The 16,937-nt window shown below is 65.0% G+C and carries 14 protein-coding genes; 4 read left to right on the top strand and 10 right to left on the bottom strand.

The features are described 5' to 3' along the window. Positions 1 to 42 precede the first annotated feature (42 nt). Positions 43 to 624, bottom strand: coding sequence for a methyltransferase family protein (locus AWC17_RS33145; RefSeq protein ID WP_208618387.1), 582 nt, complete (start codon positions 622 to 624; stop codon positions 43 to 45). A 257-nt stretch (positions 625 to 881) separates the two neighbouring features. On the opposite strand from AWC17_RS33145, the gene AWC17_RS25370 reads away from it, so the two are divergent. Continuing rightward, the gene (locus tag AWC17_RS25370; protein WP_085165323.1) at positions 882 to 1,457 is read left to right on the top strand and encodes a DinB family protein; all 576 of its coding nucleotides are present in this window, start codon (positions 882 to 884) and stop codon (positions 1,455 to 1,457) included. Between the two features lie 4 nt (positions 1,458 to 1,461). Further along, positions 1,462 to 2,562, top strand: coding sequence for a class I SAM-dependent methyltransferase (locus AWC17_RS25365; protein WP_167385643.1), 1,101 nt, complete (start codon positions 1,462 to 1,464; stop codon positions 2,560 to 2,562). Positions 2,563 to 2,815: 253 nt separating this feature from the next. On the opposite strand, the gene AWC17_RS25360 is transcribed toward AWC17_RS25365, so the two are convergent. Further along, the gene (locus AWC17_RS25360; RefSeq protein WP_085165319.1) at positions 2,816 to 4,225 is read right to left on the bottom strand and encodes a PE domain-containing protein; all 1,410 of its coding nucleotides are present in this window, start codon (positions 4,223 to 4,225) and stop codon (positions 2,816 to 2,818) included. A 217-nt stretch (positions 4,226 to 4,442) separates the two neighbouring features. Here AWC17_RS25360 and AWC17_RS25355 point away from each other — a divergent pair, with 217 nt between their 5' ends. Both AWC17_RS25355 and AWC17_RS25350 read left to right on the top strand, forming a co-directional pair. Further along, positions 4,443 to 4,889: a helix-turn-helix transcriptional regulator gene (locus AWC17_RS25355; RefSeq protein ID WP_085165317.1), complete on the top strand. Its 447-nt coding sequence runs from the start codon at positions 4,443 to 4,445 to the stop codon at positions 4,887 to 4,889. A 122-nt stretch (positions 4,890 to 5,011) separates the two neighbouring features. Beyond that, positions 5,012 to 5,593, top strand: coding sequence for a hypothetical protein (locus tag AWC17_RS25350; protein WP_141224783.1), 582 nt, complete (start codon positions 5,012 to 5,014; stop codon positions 5,591 to 5,593). Positions 5,594 to 5,632: 39 nt separating this feature from the next. Here the strand turns inward: AWC17_RS25350 and AWC17_RS25345 are convergent, their stop codons facing one another. From AWC17_RS25345 to AWC17_RS25310, 8 genes are all read right to left on the bottom strand, one after another. After that, the gene (locus tag AWC17_RS25345) at positions 5,633 to 6,970 is read right to left on the bottom strand and encodes a PPE domain-containing protein (RefSeq protein WP_085165314.1); all 1,338 of its coding nucleotides are present in this window, start codon (positions 6,968 to 6,970) and stop codon (positions 5,633 to 5,635) included. 96 nt (positions 6,971 to 7,066) lie between these two features. Then, on the bottom strand, positions 7,067 to 7,870 hold the full coding sequence (locus AWC17_RS25340) for a DUF2637 domain-containing protein (RefSeq protein ID WP_085165312.1): 804 nt from the start codon (positions 7,868 to 7,870) through the stop codon (positions 7,067 to 7,069). Positions 7,871 to 8,006: 136 nt separating this feature from the next. Then, positions 8,007 to 8,792 carry a hypothetical protein gene (locus AWC17_RS25335; protein ID WP_085165309.1) on the bottom strand — a complete coding sequence of 262 codons (786 nt, stop codon included), beginning with the start codon at positions 8,790 to 8,792 and terminating at the stop codon, positions 8,007 to 8,009. Between the two features lie 49 nt (positions 8,793 to 8,841). After that, a complete protein-coding gene (locus AWC17_RS25330; protein ID WP_244193525.1) occupies positions 8,842 to 10,038 on the bottom strand; it encodes a DUF1173 family protein in 1,197 nt (398 codons plus the stop codon). Between the two features lie 31 nt (positions 10,039 to 10,069). Further along, positions 10,070 to 11,173, bottom strand: a complete 1,104-nt coding sequence (locus AWC17_RS25325) for a DNA-methyltransferase (protein WP_085165412.1) — start codon at positions 11,171 to 11,173, stop codon at positions 10,070 to 10,072. Between the two features lie 5 nt (positions 11,174 to 11,178). Then, positions 11,179 to 12,000, bottom strand: coding sequence for a DUF4326 domain-containing protein (locus AWC17_RS25320; RefSeq protein WP_167385642.1), 822 nt, complete (start codon positions 11,998 to 12,000; stop codon positions 11,179 to 11,181). Between the two features lie 41 nt (positions 12,001 to 12,041). Then, entirely contained in the window at positions 12,042 to 14,015 is a 1,974-nt protein-coding gene (locus AWC17_RS25315) for a hypothetical protein (RefSeq protein WP_141224782.1), read from the bottom strand. Between the two features lie 107 nt (positions 14,016 to 14,122). Continuing rightward, positions 14,123 to 16,930: an ATP-binding protein gene (locus AWC17_RS25310; protein WP_085165301.1), complete on the bottom strand. Its 2,808-nt coding sequence runs from the start codon at positions 16,928 to 16,930 to the stop codon at positions 14,123 to 14,125. Positions 16,931 to 16,937 lie beyond the last annotated feature (7 nt).

Genomic DNA, 16,937 nt, shown 5'->3' with positions numbered 1-16,937 from the left:
CGACGCTGTTGGTTCTACGCGCCGCCGACATCACGGCAGTCTTTACCAGGTGAGCGGGATGAGTTTCTTGGTTCGGCGGCTGTACTCGCCGTATTCGGGCAGGGCTCGTTGTAGTAGGTGTTCTTCGGCGGCTATGCGTCGTTGATAGGCCCGTCCCATCAGTGCAGCGACCACGACGGTCGCGGGCACACTGCGCGAGGCAAGCGCTAAGCCGATCCACACCAACAGGGCACCGGTGTACCCGGGGTGACGAATCATCCGATACGGGCCGGTGTCGACGACGTGTTGGTTCTGCGCCGTGCGCAGGGTCCGGGTGTAGAAGGCGCCAAGTGTGCGCATGGACCACACCCGCAACGCCAGTCCGCTGGCTTGCATGATCAGCCCGATGGCGGCCGCTGCCGGCGGCATCATCGGCAGACGGAGTCGGCCCAGCGCCAGGGGCAAACCATACGCGAGACCGGAAGATGTCAGGAGTGTCCGTGTGGTGCCCTCATCGTCGCGCGACGCGGCCAGGCTGGAGGCTGGACCGGGCCGGCGAAGGAGCACCTCCTGGACAAAGAAGCCCCCAACACCGACGTATCCCGCCAAGAGCCAGCGGGTGTCGTTGCTACGGAGCGCCTGCACGGCTTCTTAGGGTACCGAGGTCGGGCGTCGGGCATACTGGGCTAACGGCAAGTCACGGCGATGCGTCTGCACCGCGGGACCGGCCACGCAGAACCCGCACCTTCATTGCACCAGCGCTGCTCGCTGGTTCGCGCTCGTCGACTCGATGATGCACTGCACCCAAATCGACCGGTGAGTACCCGTGCCTGCCCGGCGCAGGAACCTACAAACCCAACAATCGGACGGGTGAAAACACCACGGAAACAAAGGAGTTCACAATGACCGCTGCACTCAATCCTGGTCGTCCGTTCACCGGCAGTGAACGACAATTGCTGGAAAACACTCTCGATTTGAACCGCAGTGAACTTGTTCGCGCCGTCGAAGACCTCTCCGACACCGAAGCCCGCGAGAAACAGGTTCCCTCATTGACCACGCCCATCTCACTGATCAAGCACTGCGCTACAGCCGAGCGCATCTGGTTTCAACGAACGCTGGCAGGCATGAGCATCGAGGCATGCGATGGGCCCGCCACCGGTGGCGACGGCAGTTTCCACGTTGCCGACGACGAAACCCTCGCCGGCGTGATCGCCGAATACGAGGCGGCGTGTCAACGGTCAAACGAACTGGCAGTGACCCGCCATCTAGACGACACCGTCGAACACCACCTCGTCGGCACGGTGAGCTTGCGATTCATTTACCTGGGCATGATCGCCGAGGTTGCCCGCCACGCAGGCCACGCCGACATCCTTGCCGAGCAGATCCGGGCCACGCGTCAGCCCGCCGCTGATAACGAAACTCATGGAGTGCCCACACAATCAGCGCCCAGCACAAACCGCTCAGGCCAACGAAGATGAGGAAGTGGACAACTGGGCTGAAGCTGAGCTGGCGTGGGAATTGGCTAATGCGATAAGCGCTTCGCTCAGCGACCGCGCCCGCGCCCAGCTTTATGCCACGCTCGGTTCAGGGGACTCCTACACCGCGATCGACACCGTGTTGCAAGCCATGGCGCACCAGGTTTCGCCCATGGCTCCTGAGCTTGTCGCCCAACTCGCCAACTGGCTCGACGCCTACACACACAGCGAGGACGCACCCCGTCTGCACGAACTGCTGCGCGCCATCAGGGCATTACGCTGGTGGGCTGTGGAGGACTTTGCTACGTCGGCCGAGGGTGGCTACAGCATGCAGGTCGGCGACGCCGACGCCGGACGGCTCAAACTCCTCGGGCGATTTTATGATCCAAACTCCGCAGCGTTTCTCGAAGCAGCCGGCGTCGCAGCCGGTGACTCGGTCGCGGACCTGGGGTGTGGCCATGGCGCGGTCACCGACAGGATCGCTGCCCGCGTCGGCGATACCGGCACCGTGTACGCCGTGGACGCGTCGCCAGATCAACTGCGAATCGCCCGCGCAGCGCTGGCCCATCGTCGCAACGTGACCTTTGTCGAAGCCGCCGTTGAGAACGATCCGCTCGCCGGCGTGCGCGTCGACTGGGTCTACAGCAGATTTCTGCTCATGCACGTGAGTGATGTTCGTCGCGCCCTGCTCGCGATGGCCAACATGCTCACCGAGGGCGGCGCACTGCTATGGGAGATCGCCGACGTCGGTAGTTTGCGTTTCCTCCCCGAGAGTCCTGACAGCGACGTGTGGCGTCCCTGGTGGTATGCACTGGGTAGAGCGCGTGGGGCGGCCTACGACGTCGCCGAGCGCATCGAAGGATTTCTCGATCGAACCGGCTTTACCATTGAGCGCTGCGACCGCTACCAGCCGGTTGCAGCCTCTGCGGAAGCCAAACTCGTTCACGCCTTGGGATTCGACCAGTGCGCGCCAGCATATCTGAACGAAATCGGTGCTCCCGCAGACCAAATCGATGCTCACTATGGCTTCCTGCGACGCGCGGTGAACGATCCAACCATCATGGTCGCCTTATTCAGCAATACCCAATACATCGCTCGCCGACGCTAACCGCTACCCGTGTCGCTGCAAGGGCCTTGCCGTTCGCGACAATTGGCAGGGCCGTCGGGTGCGGCGGGTGCCAGTGAAGCGGGCACGGCGATAGTCACGCGGCTGTGGTATAGGTTCGGTGCGCAAAATTCGCCGCGTAAAGCTACACCACTACGAGGCCCCCTCGGGAGGTCGTTGACGTGTGCCGCCGCGGTCGCGGCGTCGACGCCCAATTTCACGATCAAACGACGTTCAGATTTACGATCGAAGTCACTCAGAGGTTGGCGAGATTCAGATTGAGACGGCTGATGCCGATCTCGTCGTCTCCGTTGAGTTTGATGCCGAGGTCGTTGGCGCCGGTGTTCGCCCAGCCGAGGCCGAGGTTGCCGGTGTTGGCCCAGCCGAGCTCCAGGCTGCCGATGTTGGACAGGCCCAGGTTGTAGCTGCCGGTGTTGTCCACGCCCAGGTTGAGGCTGCCGGCGTTATTGAATCCGAAGTTGGCGGTGCCGTTGTTGTGGAAGCCAATATTGAAGTCGCCGGCGTTGCCGCTGCCGATATTGAAGACGCCGCTTTGGTTGGGCCCGAAGTTCAGGATGCCGGTGTCGTTGCTGCCGAAGTTGAAGAACCCGAAGTCGTTGTTGCCGGCGTTGAACAGCCCAATCCCGCCGGTCCCGGGATCGAGGAATCCCAGCCCGAAGTCGTTGAGAAGCTGGTGTTCGGCGCCTGAAACGACGCCGACGACCGCGTGTTGGACGCCACCGACGAACTCGTGAACGATCCCGCCGACGCCGCGGACAAAGACGCCGCCGATATCGCCGAGGGCGCCTTGCACGTCGCCTTGGATCGTGCCGGCGATGCTTGGGTTGCCTGAAGGTCCAGTGCCTCCGCCAGGGCCGGGCAGGCCCAGCAGGCCCGCCGCGCCACCGAGGCCACCGGGCCCTCCGCCTCCTGGGCTACCGGCGAGTGACCCGGCAGCTCCACCGGTCCCTCCGGTGCCCCCGGCACCGCCGTCGCCGATCAGCAGGCCGCCGGCGCCGCCCGTGCCTCCTGGACCGCCGTTGGTGCCGTTGCCGATTATCGATGCGGCTGCAGCCCCGGGGGCACCGCTACCGGCGTTGCCGCCGTTGCCGAGTAAACCTGCTGAGCCTCCGTTGCCACCTGCGCCGTTGTAGCCGTTGCCGCCGTTGCCAATGAGGAGTCCTCCTGGCTGCCCGTTGGGCCTAGCGGGCGTGCCGTTGGCGCCGTTGCCGACCAGAGGCCGTCCCAACAGCATCTCAGTGGGGGTGTTGATGACGTTCTCGATCGGCTGCAGCGCAGGAGTGTTAATGAGATTTTCGGCTGTTTGTAGCGCGGCTGCCGGCGCGGTGTTGACGAGGTTCTCGATGGTCTGTAACGGCGAGACGTTCGCGGCTTCGACAGCGCCGTAGGCTGAGCCGCCGCCGGTGAGGGTTTGGACAAACTGGTGGTGAAACGCCGCCGCCTGGTCGGTGAGGGCCTGAAATTCGTTACCGACGTCGTTGAACAGTCCCGCGATGGCCGTTGACACCTCATCGCCGCCGGCCGCCAACACCGCTGTTGTGGGGCCGGCCGCCGCAGTCCTCGCGTCACCGATGGTCGAGCCGATCGTGGCGATATCTGCCGCGGCCGAAGACAGCTCGTCGGGGACTACGCTTACAAACGACATTTGAATTCCCTTCCATGCCAAAGCAACTAGCGTGATCAGCTCCGCGCCGCGGTGGTCGGTGATACCCCGGAATGTCCCGGGCGGGCGGGAGTCGGCGCAGGATCGCCCTAACGAATACTCTACGTTATAACGACGCGTTAATTCGAGCGGGATTAACAATTTGGGAAGTGTTCAGCCAATGTCGTCTCATGGTCCAAGCAGCCCAGCGCGCGGCGCGATGAGCAGGCGTGTTCTACGCGGCTTTAACCCCACCGAGTTCGTCGCTTTGCGTCTGCGCCGCGGGCTGACCGTGTCTGAGGTGGCGCGATTGGCCGACGTGGCGCACTCGACGGTTCACGCGTGGGAGGCAGGGACACGGACTCCGCAGGTCGATTTGCTGGTGCGGGTGATGGCACTACTGGACGCCCCGATCGCCGACGTCGTGACGATTGAGCCTGAGGAGCGTTACCCCGGAGACTGGCGTGTGATCCGCGGGCTGACCCAGCCTCAGTTGGCGGCGTTGGCCGGCATTGCCACCAATACGCTGCGCGGGATCGAACGAGGCGACCAGGGCCTCACTGACACCAACGCAGCCACTTTGGCGCGGGTCCTGGATATCTCCGTCGAGCAGTACCGGGCCGCCTATCAACGTGCGCGCACCCGCCCGCCCGGGACGCCGGCCTGATCGACGGCGGCGTTGCGCCGGTTGCGTCAGGCATCATGTCTGTTTCTGGGCACCCGGGTGGCGGGGGCCCGACACGCTGATGACAGAGCCCCCGGTGCTGGCCTTGTCTGGTTGAGGCGAAAGTGTCAGTCCTATCGGCGATCATCGATGACATGGACGACATCGACGACGTGGATGCCCAAGATCCCGAGGGTCCGCACGACCCACCGACTATCGAGGAACTCGCAACCCAACTCGAGGATCTCAAGGCGGCAGTTGCGAAGGCGAAACGCTCGGTGGTCTGGGAGGCGGTCGCGTGTAGCGCAGTGATCGCGACCGTAGTGGCCCTGATCGTCGGCGCGGCCTGGACATTGTGGCCCGACCAAGGCCCAGCCACGGCCGACGATAATCTCGATCAGTTATTGCGCCCCGGTCCGCACTGTTACAACAGCTCGGCGGAGATGGCCGCTGCACGGCAGCGCGCGCTGACTGCGATTGACCGCATCCGCTGGGAGAGGGACTTCACGCAACGCTTTGAGAGCGAGCACCATCAGCCAGCTCAAGAACCCGTCAGCATGATTCCTCCGAACGTCCCCGTCGAGCCGCCGCCCCCGCCACTGCCGATGATCCTGGGCCCCAAGGACCCGGGGGTGCCTGCATCCAGCGATCCGCACCTGTCGATCCGCGACGACCTGTGCTTCGGGATTCCGCGCCCAGTGGTGTGACCAGCGCATTCGACCCGGGCGGCTGGCTGCCCTTGCGCATCAGGCGGGCAGCGTGGCTCCGCTCGGAGGTGCTGGGTCAGCTGGATCCGGGACGATATCGGTCCTTGGCAGCCAAATGCCGGTTCCGGGCAGATATTGCTCGTACCCGTACGGGCCGAGTGCTCCGGGGGGTTTGAACTGCGCATGCGGAAGGTCGCTCGCCGGCACCCACGCGCCGCTGCCTTTGCCCAGTTCGATATAGGGAACCATGTTTCCGTGGCTGTCGGCGACCGCGGCCGGGCCTAATGCCCCTGGCTCCTGGATCTTCAAACCGGGTAACTCATCTTCGCGCACGAAATTGCCTGAGCCGGGGCCAAGTTCGACCCAGCCAGGCCCGTATCCCGGCTGCGCGGGTCCCATTCCATTGGGTCCGCGGATGATCGGGAAGTGCAGCTTATCGCCAGGCTTCCAGTCGACGGCCTTGACGTCGGACGAGTCAGTCGCCGCCCCGCCAGCGATCGGCGGCGCAAGTTTCATCGACTCGGCCAACGACGACAGACCGCTGCTGCTGACCGCAGAGTGGTAGGTGGTCGCCGCCGACGTCGCCTGGGTCTGCTTGTAGGCCAGCTCCTGTGACTTCTGCTGTACCTCAGCGGCATTGGCGCCCCTACTGGACGAAAACCGCTCCAACGCGCTCTGCAGCTCCTGGCGGGCCTGCGCAAACTCCTGCGGGCTCGGTGTGCTGTGCTTAGCGGTCTCGAAACTGGTGGCCACGCTGCGCGCCTGGCTGGCCAGCATCTCGGCGTGATCACCCATTTGGGATAACCATTCACCGTGCAGGCGGGTATTTGCCCCGGCGCGCTGCTTACCGTCATGCCAGCTTACGTCGATCGCATGGCCGGCCTGTGTGGTCGTGTCAGCCCCCTGGCGAAGTTCAGACGCCGCCTGCTGCCAATGGTTGGCGAACACGTGCAAGCTCGACGATCCTGGCCCCCCGTACAACGCTTGGGCGTGGGCTTCGCCAGGCAGCGGCGCCAGCGCGGCCGGCATTGGCGGAATCGCCGGCACGTCCGGTGAGGGAATATCCGGCAGTGGTATGAGCCCTGTGGCCATGCCCGGATCTGCCCCGTTGGCGATGCCCGCGGCGTTGAGGTCATCCTGAGCGGTCAGAAACGTGGCCGTGTTCGACACTGCCAACGCGCCGACTTCCCGTACCGCTGAGCCATGGGACAGCAGCGCTGCCAAGGCGGTCGATGCGGCGTTGAGTTGGCTCACCGCGGATAGCGACGTCATGTCTGCACCCGGAGGTTCGGCGGCTGCCGGCGCGTGGGCCTGCGCCGTCCCCGACAACTGGCCCCCTGCAGCGCTCAGCCCCTCGGCGTCGACATGAATGGGCATCGGTTACCCCCTTTCGGCTCTGTGGCTCGCGTCTGGCTCGCCATAGACCACGTTCATGCTAGTTGCGATGGTCGCCGGTGCCGGCCGCCTGTTGTGTTATGAGACCTGTGCGAGTGGTTCTTCGCGCAGGACTTGCGCGCTCGCGTCGACAATCTTGCCGACTGTGTGGTGGTGTATGTCCAGGCGGCGCCCGATGTCTCGGTTCGGTAGGTTCATCTCGTAGCTCATCTTCAGAACCGACGAAACCTGATCGGCATCAACGTCTTTGAGTGTGATGAGCTGCATAACCTTGTCGGTGAGGTCGTCGTATTGCAACGACGATCCCGAAGGGATGCGGTCGCGGGCCGGCGCAGGGGCCGCGGCAAGCGTCGAGCTGTGTTGTCCTTGCAGGGCGCTGTGCGCGGTGTTCGGCGCGGGCGCCGACGGACCCGGATTCGTCGCCGCCCGCGGCTCTTGGGCTTTCTGCTCGGTCTTGATGCGGCGCACCCGCAACAGGATCGTCAGTCCGTGGATCGACACCACCACGGCGACCGGCGCGACAGCCCCGACCACCGCCCGCAGCGTCCAGGGCAGCTCTTGTCGGGGCGGCAAGATTGCGTGCAGATCATTGCCGACGATGCTGACCAGTAAGCCGCCCAGCAAGACGGCCCAAAAGAAGCGTCGTTCACGGCGATCGTGCATGCACACCACCACACCTAATGTGGCCAGCAGTGTGGCTCCATCAACGGTGCATGGCCATAGCCAGGCTTGCCCCTCGGGCACGTGGCCCCGGGTGGCCACGTCGGCGAGAGCGGTGAAACTCAGCCTGAAGCTGGCCGCCCCGACGAAGATGGCCATCATCACAGCGGCGACGCGGATGAGCAGCACTGCCCAGGGGTGCACTCGGATGCTGTCTGCCATGGCCGATGATGTCCTTTCCCGAATCCGTACAAAATGGGGTACGAGAGTTAGCTGCGGTGCCCGGCTGGGTTGGCGAGCGGCGGGTGAGAGTGCCCGCCGCGGTCCCCTTCGTCAGTTGGCCTGGTGTCTGCTGCCGTCATCGCTGCGCATACACCTCAACGCCGCCTGGCTGCGCGCAAGGGCGGTCGCGGCCCGCGGCGCGGCGGCGCGTAAAAAGCGGCGACCGTTGAGGGATGAGCAGCGCGAGACCTGCTGCGATGCTGTCGCTAGCGCCTGCGAGCTCGCGGAGGTACTCCCCTAGCCCGGGGATGTCGTCGGGCACCAACGCCGCTAGTGCGACCGCCAGCGCCTGCAGCTCGTAGCGCGGCATGTGCTGCAGTTCGCGCCAGACGGCAACCGGCGAGGATTCGCCGTGCACGTCACCGACGACCGCCATCGCCCGCTCAAACACACTCTCGCACTGCTTGATCCGGTAACCGCGGCTACTGAACGCGACAGGCAGCCCCTCAACGTCGAGCAGATACCTGATTTCTGCCGCGACCGCCGACTTCACCCCGTCGAGCAGCAGCGCCGCCCGCACGACGGCCTGATCAGTCCACAAGTCATCTCCGGATCGATTCGCCGCCACCCAGCCGTCCTCGAGGAATTCGTCGCGGTGCCAGCGCAGGATGGTCACCAGCGAACCTGTGCTGATGCCGAAAAACGCTGCCACATCGGCGATTGTTGGGGCTTTGGCCAAACGTTCGGCCTGTCCGACACGAAGCTCGTCGAGCACATCAACCCTGCTGGCAAGCTTGTCGCGCCGCTGGCGCGCGCGACGTCGAGCTTGTTGCCGGGCCTCTCTCCGCAACGCCTCGCGGTCCTCGGCCTCACGGTCTTCCCGATCGCGGATGTCGACGTCGGGGTCAAAAAGCGCAGTCATTGAGAATCTCCTTTTGTTGTTGACGGTTTTTTGGCCGCGCGATGGTGTCTTAGGACATTGGTGACGGCAGATCCGGCATGTCCTCGTCGGTACGCCAGTTCCACACCGGCAGCCCGGCGAGCGACGCATCGCCATCGGCTTCACACCCGGCAGGACGGTCGATGAAAGCGGCTATCGCCGGCGTGGTGTCGGTGAAAACCAGCGAGGCCAGCGCGGTGGCGCTGCCGTTGTACGACAACACTTTCCGAAACGAGCGTTCCTCGTCGATCGCGGTCATCAGCAGGGTGCGGTCGGCGTCGCCGCTGAACGGTAGCCAGTTTCGGTCGGTTGTCATCAGCGACAGTTGTTCGACGTTGGCGTATCCGGCCGCCGACACCGAGAAGGTGCAGATCGCTACCAGCCGCACGTCGCCGGCGGCGGCCATCTGCCACAGCTCGAGTTCGGTGGCGAACCGCTTGGTGAGCCTTCGGTGCAGGTCTTGATCGAGGAACCAGGGGTGCCCAGGCTGATGGCGGACTTGCATTTTGAATCCATGACTGGCCGGCTCGATTGCCTTGATCTCGCCCACCCCGATCAGTAATTTGGTGGGCTTTCCCGGCTGACGTCGCGCCGGTGCCCATGCCTTAATCCGGTGCTGCTCGATTTCGGTTTTGCGGTCGGCCGAAAACGGTTCGGGCACAAATAAAGACATGGACAGGGGGTTCTTGCGGACAAGTTTGCCGTCCACGGCTGCGCGCAGACGCTGGTAGACGACCCCCCACGGGCGATGTCCAGCGAAACCCGGATGCCAAGTAGTCAGTTCCGCCTCATCCCACAGGTAGTGCAGCACAGCACGCAGCGACAGCTTGTTGCCATCAGCTTCAACGCTGTGTGACGAGGAATCGGAAGGTTCAGGCGCAGCCCGATTTCCGGCCTTCGACAGTGAAAACCCCAGCCGCAGAGCCGTTGTGCCATCGGCAGGGTTGTCGACGATAGACCGCTCAGCCACGGCTCCGTAACCGGACAGCTCGCCCGGCGGCAGCCAGGAGCGACACCGATGATCATGCGCGGCCGCCGTGCCGGGCATCCGTTTGACAATAAGGTCGTGTCCGGCCGCGGCGATATACATCTGCACCCCCGGCGGCTGGCACAAGCACAGCGGCCGCAGCCGCGCAGCTTTCGCTCGACTCAGCAGCTGCTGGGCCGCCGGGGCGTGCACATCGTCAACAACGCTGCCGGCGACGTCGAACGTGCTCGGTATCGTCATGGCCATCGCTCCTGTTCCCTTAACCGATGCGTCAAGCCGGTTCCTCGAAGCCGAGAGCTGCCTGTCTGAGGCGGCTTTTCAGCGTGAGGTCCAGGTAGTCGCAGTTGAGATCGATGCCGATGTAGCGGCGGCCGGTGCGTTGCGCCGCCAGTCCCGTGGTGCCGCTGCCGTTGAACGGGTCCAGCACTGTGCCGCCCGGTTTGCAACCGGCCAGGATGCACCGTTGCGCCAACGCGGGCGGAAAGACCGCGAAATGCGCGCCCGGGTAGGGCTGTGTGGGCAGCGTCCACACATCGCCGGGATTGCGTCCACCCAGATGTTGGCTGCTGTGGCGCTCACCGCCCGCATCCATGTGTGGCTGCGGGGCGTGCAGACCGTGCCATGTCCGACCGGGGCGGTGCTGCGGCCGCCGGCCAGGGATCGCGTCGAAGTCCCGGTCCCACGTCAGCGCGCTTTTGCGGGTCGTGGTTGCCGGCTCCCGGATCGGGTCGAGGTCGAACCAATACTTCGGACGTTTAGCGAACAAGAACACGGTCTCGTAGCGGCCAGATAGCCTGTCGCGCACTGATTCTGGCATCGCGTTGGGCTTGTGCCAGACGATCGCGTTGCGAAGCAGCCAGCCATCGTCTTGCAGCGCGAACGCAACCCGCCAGGGAATACCGAATAGATTCTTCGCGGGCGGTCCACCGATCTTGACCGAGCCGGTGCGCCTCGACTTTGGTAAGGCCTGCGCACCACGGTATTGGGTGTGTAGATCAGCGTGTTTGGGATCGTGGCCCTGGTTTCCCCACGATCCGGCATAGCTGTCCCCGAGGTTGAGCCACAGCGTGCCATCGTCGGCCAGCGCCCGGCGCAGCTCGCAGAACACCAGTCGCAGATGCGCTACGTATGCGAGCACATTGGGCTCCAGACCCAGGCAGCACTGCATCGCAGGAACGGTCACCTCAGGCACGCCGCTCATAGGCGTAAAGGTCGCCTCGGGCCAGTCCGTCGGCGCAACGCCGTAGTCGCGTAGTGCGTAGTATGGCGGGCTCGTGACGATGCAGTTGGCCGCGCCGGTCTCCATCTGGGCGGCGATATCTAGCGCCGTACCGTGGTGCAGCGTCACCTGGTCGTCGTGGTAATACACAGACATCGTCGTCACCAGCTCGGCCTTGTGCTGCAACGAGTCTGCGCAGATCGCGCGGTGAGTAGGCTACGCCGAACCAGTACCGACCAAGGCGTGGGCCGGATACCGACGAAGCCGCGGCCCCAGGTGCGGTCGGCAAGGCGATGCGGGTGTGCGAACACCCAGTGATAGACAGCGACGTCGTCGCGGCCTCGTGGCTGGCCCCATGGGCGGCAGCATCCGCGTGCGCGGTGGACGTCCACCAGCGCGGCGGCCCCCAGCCAGCCTTGCTGATTGGTATGCCAACGCGCGTCCAGTCCGACCCGTTCGGCGGCGGTGATGCCCGCGTTGTCGATACGGGTGCCGCCGTAGATCAGCACCGGGCCCCTGTAGTCGGTGGACCACGTCCTGTTCTCAATCGTTTTGCCGCTCAGCGTTTCTGGAACGAGTAGAAGCGACGCCCACGGGCGGCGCAAAGTCAGGCCCATGGCGCGTCCTTGAGCCGCATACGGGTTTCGCGGAGGGTTGGCCAGGTCAAGCAGCACGTCTCGATGGCATCCGGGGTCGCCCAGCGCGCACGTGCAGGCCAGGTCCCGGCCGCCGATCGCGCTGATCTGGGCGAGCTTGTCCGGTTGGCCGGCGAGGGTGACCGCGTACTTGATCATCGCGCCGACGCGTTGGTCCTCACTCATGGCCGGTGTGTGGAACGGGTTGGCGAATAGGGTTCCGGCGCTGACCGATACCGCCCCGCGCGGCGGTGGCGCGCCTGCGCGCTGCATGCGGGGCTGAGGGGCCAGATCGGTGACGGTGTGCGCCCAGGGCGCGGGGTGCGCCTGGGTGTCGGTCATCGTCATGGTGGTCCTCCCTGTCGGTGGCATCGCGAGATCGTGTGTCGTTAGGGGCTGGGCGTGATGCGCCGCGGCGGCTGCTCACCGGGCGCTGGTGGCGTCGAATCGCTAGGTTTTTGTGCCCGCTCGCTGCCGCCGTTCCCCTGTGGAGGGGCTTGCTGTGTGGGCGGCGTTGCCGCAGCCGACCCCGAGCGCCCAGGGGCATGTCCGTTCGAGGTGTCGCGGTGGTGGCGCCTCGCGCCGGCGGCGTGGTGCGCCAGCGACGCCGCGGCCGCCGCAGGCAGCGCGACCTCTGGCGCGGCCACCTCGGCGGCGGTGCGTGCCGCCGCAGCCCGGCCTGCGCCACTAGCCGCCGCAGCCCGGCCTGCGCCACTAGCCGCCGCAGCCCGGCCTGCGCCACTAGCCGCCGCAGCACGGCCTGCGCCACTGGCCGCCGGTGCTGGCGTCTTGGGGACGGGCGCGGGTGACGAGGGTTTGCTTGGCTGCCCGCCGCTTCCCGGGCCGCCACCGCCCGGGCGTGATGGGGTCGGCCCTGGTGCGCTGCCTGCGTGCGGACCGCCGCCGGTGCGTCCGGGTCCGGTGGTCGGTGGATGTCCCTTGCGGCCCGGGGGTTTGAGCCCGGGTCCACCGTGTTCGCCTTGGCCTTGTCCTTGGGCTTGGTTGGTCCGCCGCTTCTTGAGGTCTTTGAGGCGGCTGCCAGCCCTATGAATCGCCCGCGCACCGGAGTCGATGTCATAGGCCGTGCGGGCCGTCCCGCGCGCGAGGCGATAGCCGCCTCGCAGTACCCGCACCGGGCCCGGGATGCCGTGGTCGCCGAAGGCGCGTAGGAGAGCAAAGCGGAAGGCCAGCGCACCGACGACGGCCAGCAGCATCATTACCAGAACTTTGGCCAGCGGCGCCGTCATGCCGATCGTTCCGGGCAGTGTGCCGCGTGTGACCCCGGCCAGGATCAACACCAAGATCCCCAGCCCGACGGTCGCGGCCATCATCTCGGCGCCGTGTAGCAGCACCCGGACGGCTGCTTTCTTCGCGAATTGCCGTGCAGGGCCGGGGAATGCGGCCGCTGCGGCGGCCGGCACCACGATGAACACATTCCAGAAGGCTTTGAACCCGACCCGAAACGCTTCCACGCCCATGTAGTCCAGAGCGAACAGAATGACCAGCACACAGCAGTTACCGATGAAAAACAGCCCCGCGGTGCTGGCATCCAGATGCAGAGCATGGTTATAGGCTTGCGGAGCGCACCCCCTGATGGCCTGCGCCGCATCGGTGCCGCGCAGCAGTGCACCAGTGTAGACGGAGCTGCAGCCGGGGATGTCATCGATCAGTTGCCCGAAATTGACCAGCTCCACCAGGTCTCGAACCAAAACGTCGACCATCCACGACGTCAGCGTGTCTAACTGCGCGTTCGTGCCGCCGCCCGTGATCGGCCCATTGTGGTAAACACCTTGCGCCAGGGAAAATCCGAGCGAGCGGCCCATCCCCAAAATGCCGTGGTCGCTGACAAGGTCGCCAGCGGGGTCGCGAAGAAACACCCAAAACAGCACCAGAGCGACAACGCCGCCCAGGATTATGCCGACGCCCGAGCCGAAACCTGTTGTCAAGCAGACAATTCCCCCGACAACGACGGACACCAAGATGCCGCCCTCCAGCAGGTGCATCCGCTGGATCATCGCCTTCATGGTCGCCACAAGCGGCTCTGCGATCGCGCCCAGCCATGCCAGCCACAACACGCCGAGCGCGAACTTGATTAACCAGATTCCGATCGCGCACACACCGATCAGAAACGCTGTCTCCCACGCCAATAGGAAATGCAGTTGGGCATAGGTGATGGAGGTATCCAGCGACGACATGATCGCCGGCCCCCACGACTGCGGGCTGACCCCGAATTCTGGGCCGTTGGCGCCAACCATCTCCATCAACGGCGGCAGCGACACGAAATGCTGGCCGATCGGCACGCCGTCACTGTCATGTAGCCCGGTGAATGACCACGCCGCACCCAACGTATCGGCGGTGGCCACCGGCGCAGTCGCGACCGCCGTTAGCGACGCACCCCAAATCGTCTGCAGGATGAACCACAAGCGCCGTGTCCGGGGCCGCGTATAAAGCCAGCAGGCAACAAGTTCTCTCATGCCGCCCACTGCCCCTGTGCGTCCATGTCGCGGGTGTCGAACGCGGCCCTGAGTTCTGGCTGCACCCGCTGCAGCAGGTTCACCAGCCCGACTCGGCCCAAGTCGTCGAACAGGTAGGCCAATCCACGGCCGGGCTGAATTTGGGTCTGCAGAACCTCGGGGTATTCGTCGGGGTCGATGCCGAGGCGCTTGAACGACGCTTTGGCGTAGTCGCGTTCAGTAGGCTTGAACGGCGTGATGACCCGCATCGGCAAGTTCTGGATCCCGATACCGTCAAAATGCTCGACGTACTGGGAAATAGCCAGCAGCCCGTAGCGCTCTTTGCGGCCCTGCAGCCCCATCCGCTCGGCGTCTTTGCGGCCAACCGGCGAGGCGAAATATTCGCGGGCTTCCTCGGTGACCAGAAAGCCGAACGCCCCAGGGCGTCGGTTTGCGCCGGTGTAGGACAGCCGGGTCAGCGAGGCGATCATGCCGTAGATCGCCAAACCCGCACGGGCACGCGGAGACTGCCGCTTGTACAGGTGCAGCTCGTCAGTCTCAGAGGTGGTCGGCAACTCTTGGCCCGCCATATGCCAAATCACTGCGTCTCGCTCGCCGATCGGCGGCGCCGGTAGTGACTCGTCGAACATCGCCCGTAGATAGTCTTTTTCGGAGAAATAGATCAAGCTGTCTGCGAGTTCCTCGTACTCGGCGTACGCCTTTCGATCAAGGTTCTTGAAGTAGCGCACCAGGCCGCCGAGACTGTGAGCCACGCCGTCATCGCGTCGCAGCAGGCGACCCAACTGGCGCGCAGGCGGGGACACCGCGTCCATTCCCATCATCGGCAGCAGGTGATCCAGGGTGTGCTCGACGGCCTGTTCTCGTGGAAAGATTTTCAGGCCATCCAGCGACCATCGACTGGTGTAGGGACTGATCACTAAGACGCGGTCACCGTGATGCGCCAGGGCGCGAATCCACTCCCCGCTGGGATCAATGATCGAGGCTTGGTGACCGCGCTTCAACAGCGCATCCGTTACACCTTTGCACGACTCAGACTTTCCGCCTCCCGGGGCACCCAGCCACAGCATGCCCGGCGCGCCGCGGCGGTCTTTGAAGCCCTCGAAGTCCAGCAGCACCGGCCGCCGCCGGCGCGTCGCCAGGTTTTCAGCGAACAAGATACCGGTGTCGTGTCCCAGCGGTGAAGACGCCAGCGGGGCGTAGCGTGCCCACTGCTCGGTGGTGGTGGGCTGCTTGAATTGACTACGCGGGGCATTGGTTTCACTGCCGGGCTCCCCGATTTGCCACAGCGCCGACTGCGCACCGCACCGTGCCGACAACACGGTGCCTAACTCTTCAGCGAAGTGCGTTTTGAGTTGTTGCACAGCGTCGGTGAGGGCCGCGCCGGTCGAGGCCCCCACCGCCAGCACCGTTGTGGAATGCACGCCGCGTTCGAGCTGGCTTGCGCTCAGCGCTTCCTCGTACTCCTCGCCGCAGGCATAGCGTCGCACGAGATCGGCGTCACGCGCTCCCGATGTCTGAAACGACTGATCATCGAGATTGCGTTGCGCGCGTTCCACCGCGGCCAGCTCCCGCTCCCGGGGCACCGCTGCGACGTGCTGATACCAGTCAACGTCGGCGTCGATGTCGACGTCGTAGGCCGATTGCAGGATCTCTGCGCCCGGGAAACTCAGCCCGCCCCTGGGTAACTCGGCGACCGCCAACATCGTTTGATAGCTCGCACCGGCCGGGCCTCGCAGCACCAGCAGCGGGGCGAACGACGGCCACCAGCGCCGCCACCACCAGCGATGCTGTTTGCGGGTCTGCTGGTCACCCTCGTCGAACTCGACGGGCATCATCGACGCGAAATCATCAGGACCCAGGCGCCGAGGTCCTCCCCGTCCGTGCGGAAAGGGCCGGTTTCGTGCGCCGAGGGTCCAGTGCCGTTCGTAGAGCCACAAAATCTGCTGGGGCGTGGCCGGTGTCGGCACGAATTGCGCCGGGATTTTCCCTTGGATCTGGGCCGCGAGGTCGCGAAGCGCCTCAAGGCTATCGGGGGCATCCTGGTCGCGGCCAATGATGGTCGAGGTCAACTTGGCCAGACCACCGGCCGCGGTGCGTCCCTGCAGCCCGGCATCGAGGGGAACACGCACGCCGAACACCGGCTCATAGAACGGATTTTCGTTGACGTAGTCTGCCCACTGGCGAACTTCGCGCAGCCACCGCGGTTGGTCTTCACGGCCGGCCAGCATCCGCTGCAGCAACCGATTCGGGTCGACTTTGGGTGACATTCCCCAGAACACGGCCCCGGAAGGAAGTTGACGCACCAGCGGGCGGTGTTCTGCTGCCTTGACCCTTCTTAGGTCGAAAGGCTGCATGCCGCTCGCCTGTTCAGCCAGAATGAAGTCCGCGTAGACACCGCCTTTGGTGAAGACCAGATTGTCGATGACGGCCTTGGGAGGTGACTTCCACGGGTCACCCTTGCCCGCGATGTCGGCACGCGACTGCGTGCCGATGAAGCAGTTCAACAGCCACAGCAGCCGGTAGCGCGGTGTTGGCCTGCTGATGGGGATTTGGCGGGCCAGGTAGGTGAGCCCTGCGGTGACCAGCACCCCATACATGCAGATCCATCGCGCATATCCGGCATCGAACCACTGGTACATCGCCCAGCCAGTGGTGCCGGCGCCGATGATGGCCGCCGCGCCATCCCAGGCACCCCACGGACCGAGCCAAATCCTGGTGTGATTATCCAGGTAGCCCAAGCGAATCGGGAAATTGAGCACGTCGGCGAACGACTTCGCCGTCAGTTGCTCCCGCTGTTCTGCCATGTCATAG

The sequence above is a fragment of the Mycobacterium nebraskense genome (assembly GCF_002102255.1).
GTDB classification, from domain to species: domain Bacteria; phylum Actinomycetota; class Actinomycetes; order Mycobacteriales; family Mycobacteriaceae; genus Mycobacterium; species Mycobacterium nebraskense.
Note: the sequence above shows the minus strand (reverse complement) of the source record. Positions and strands in the feature narration are given on the sequence as shown.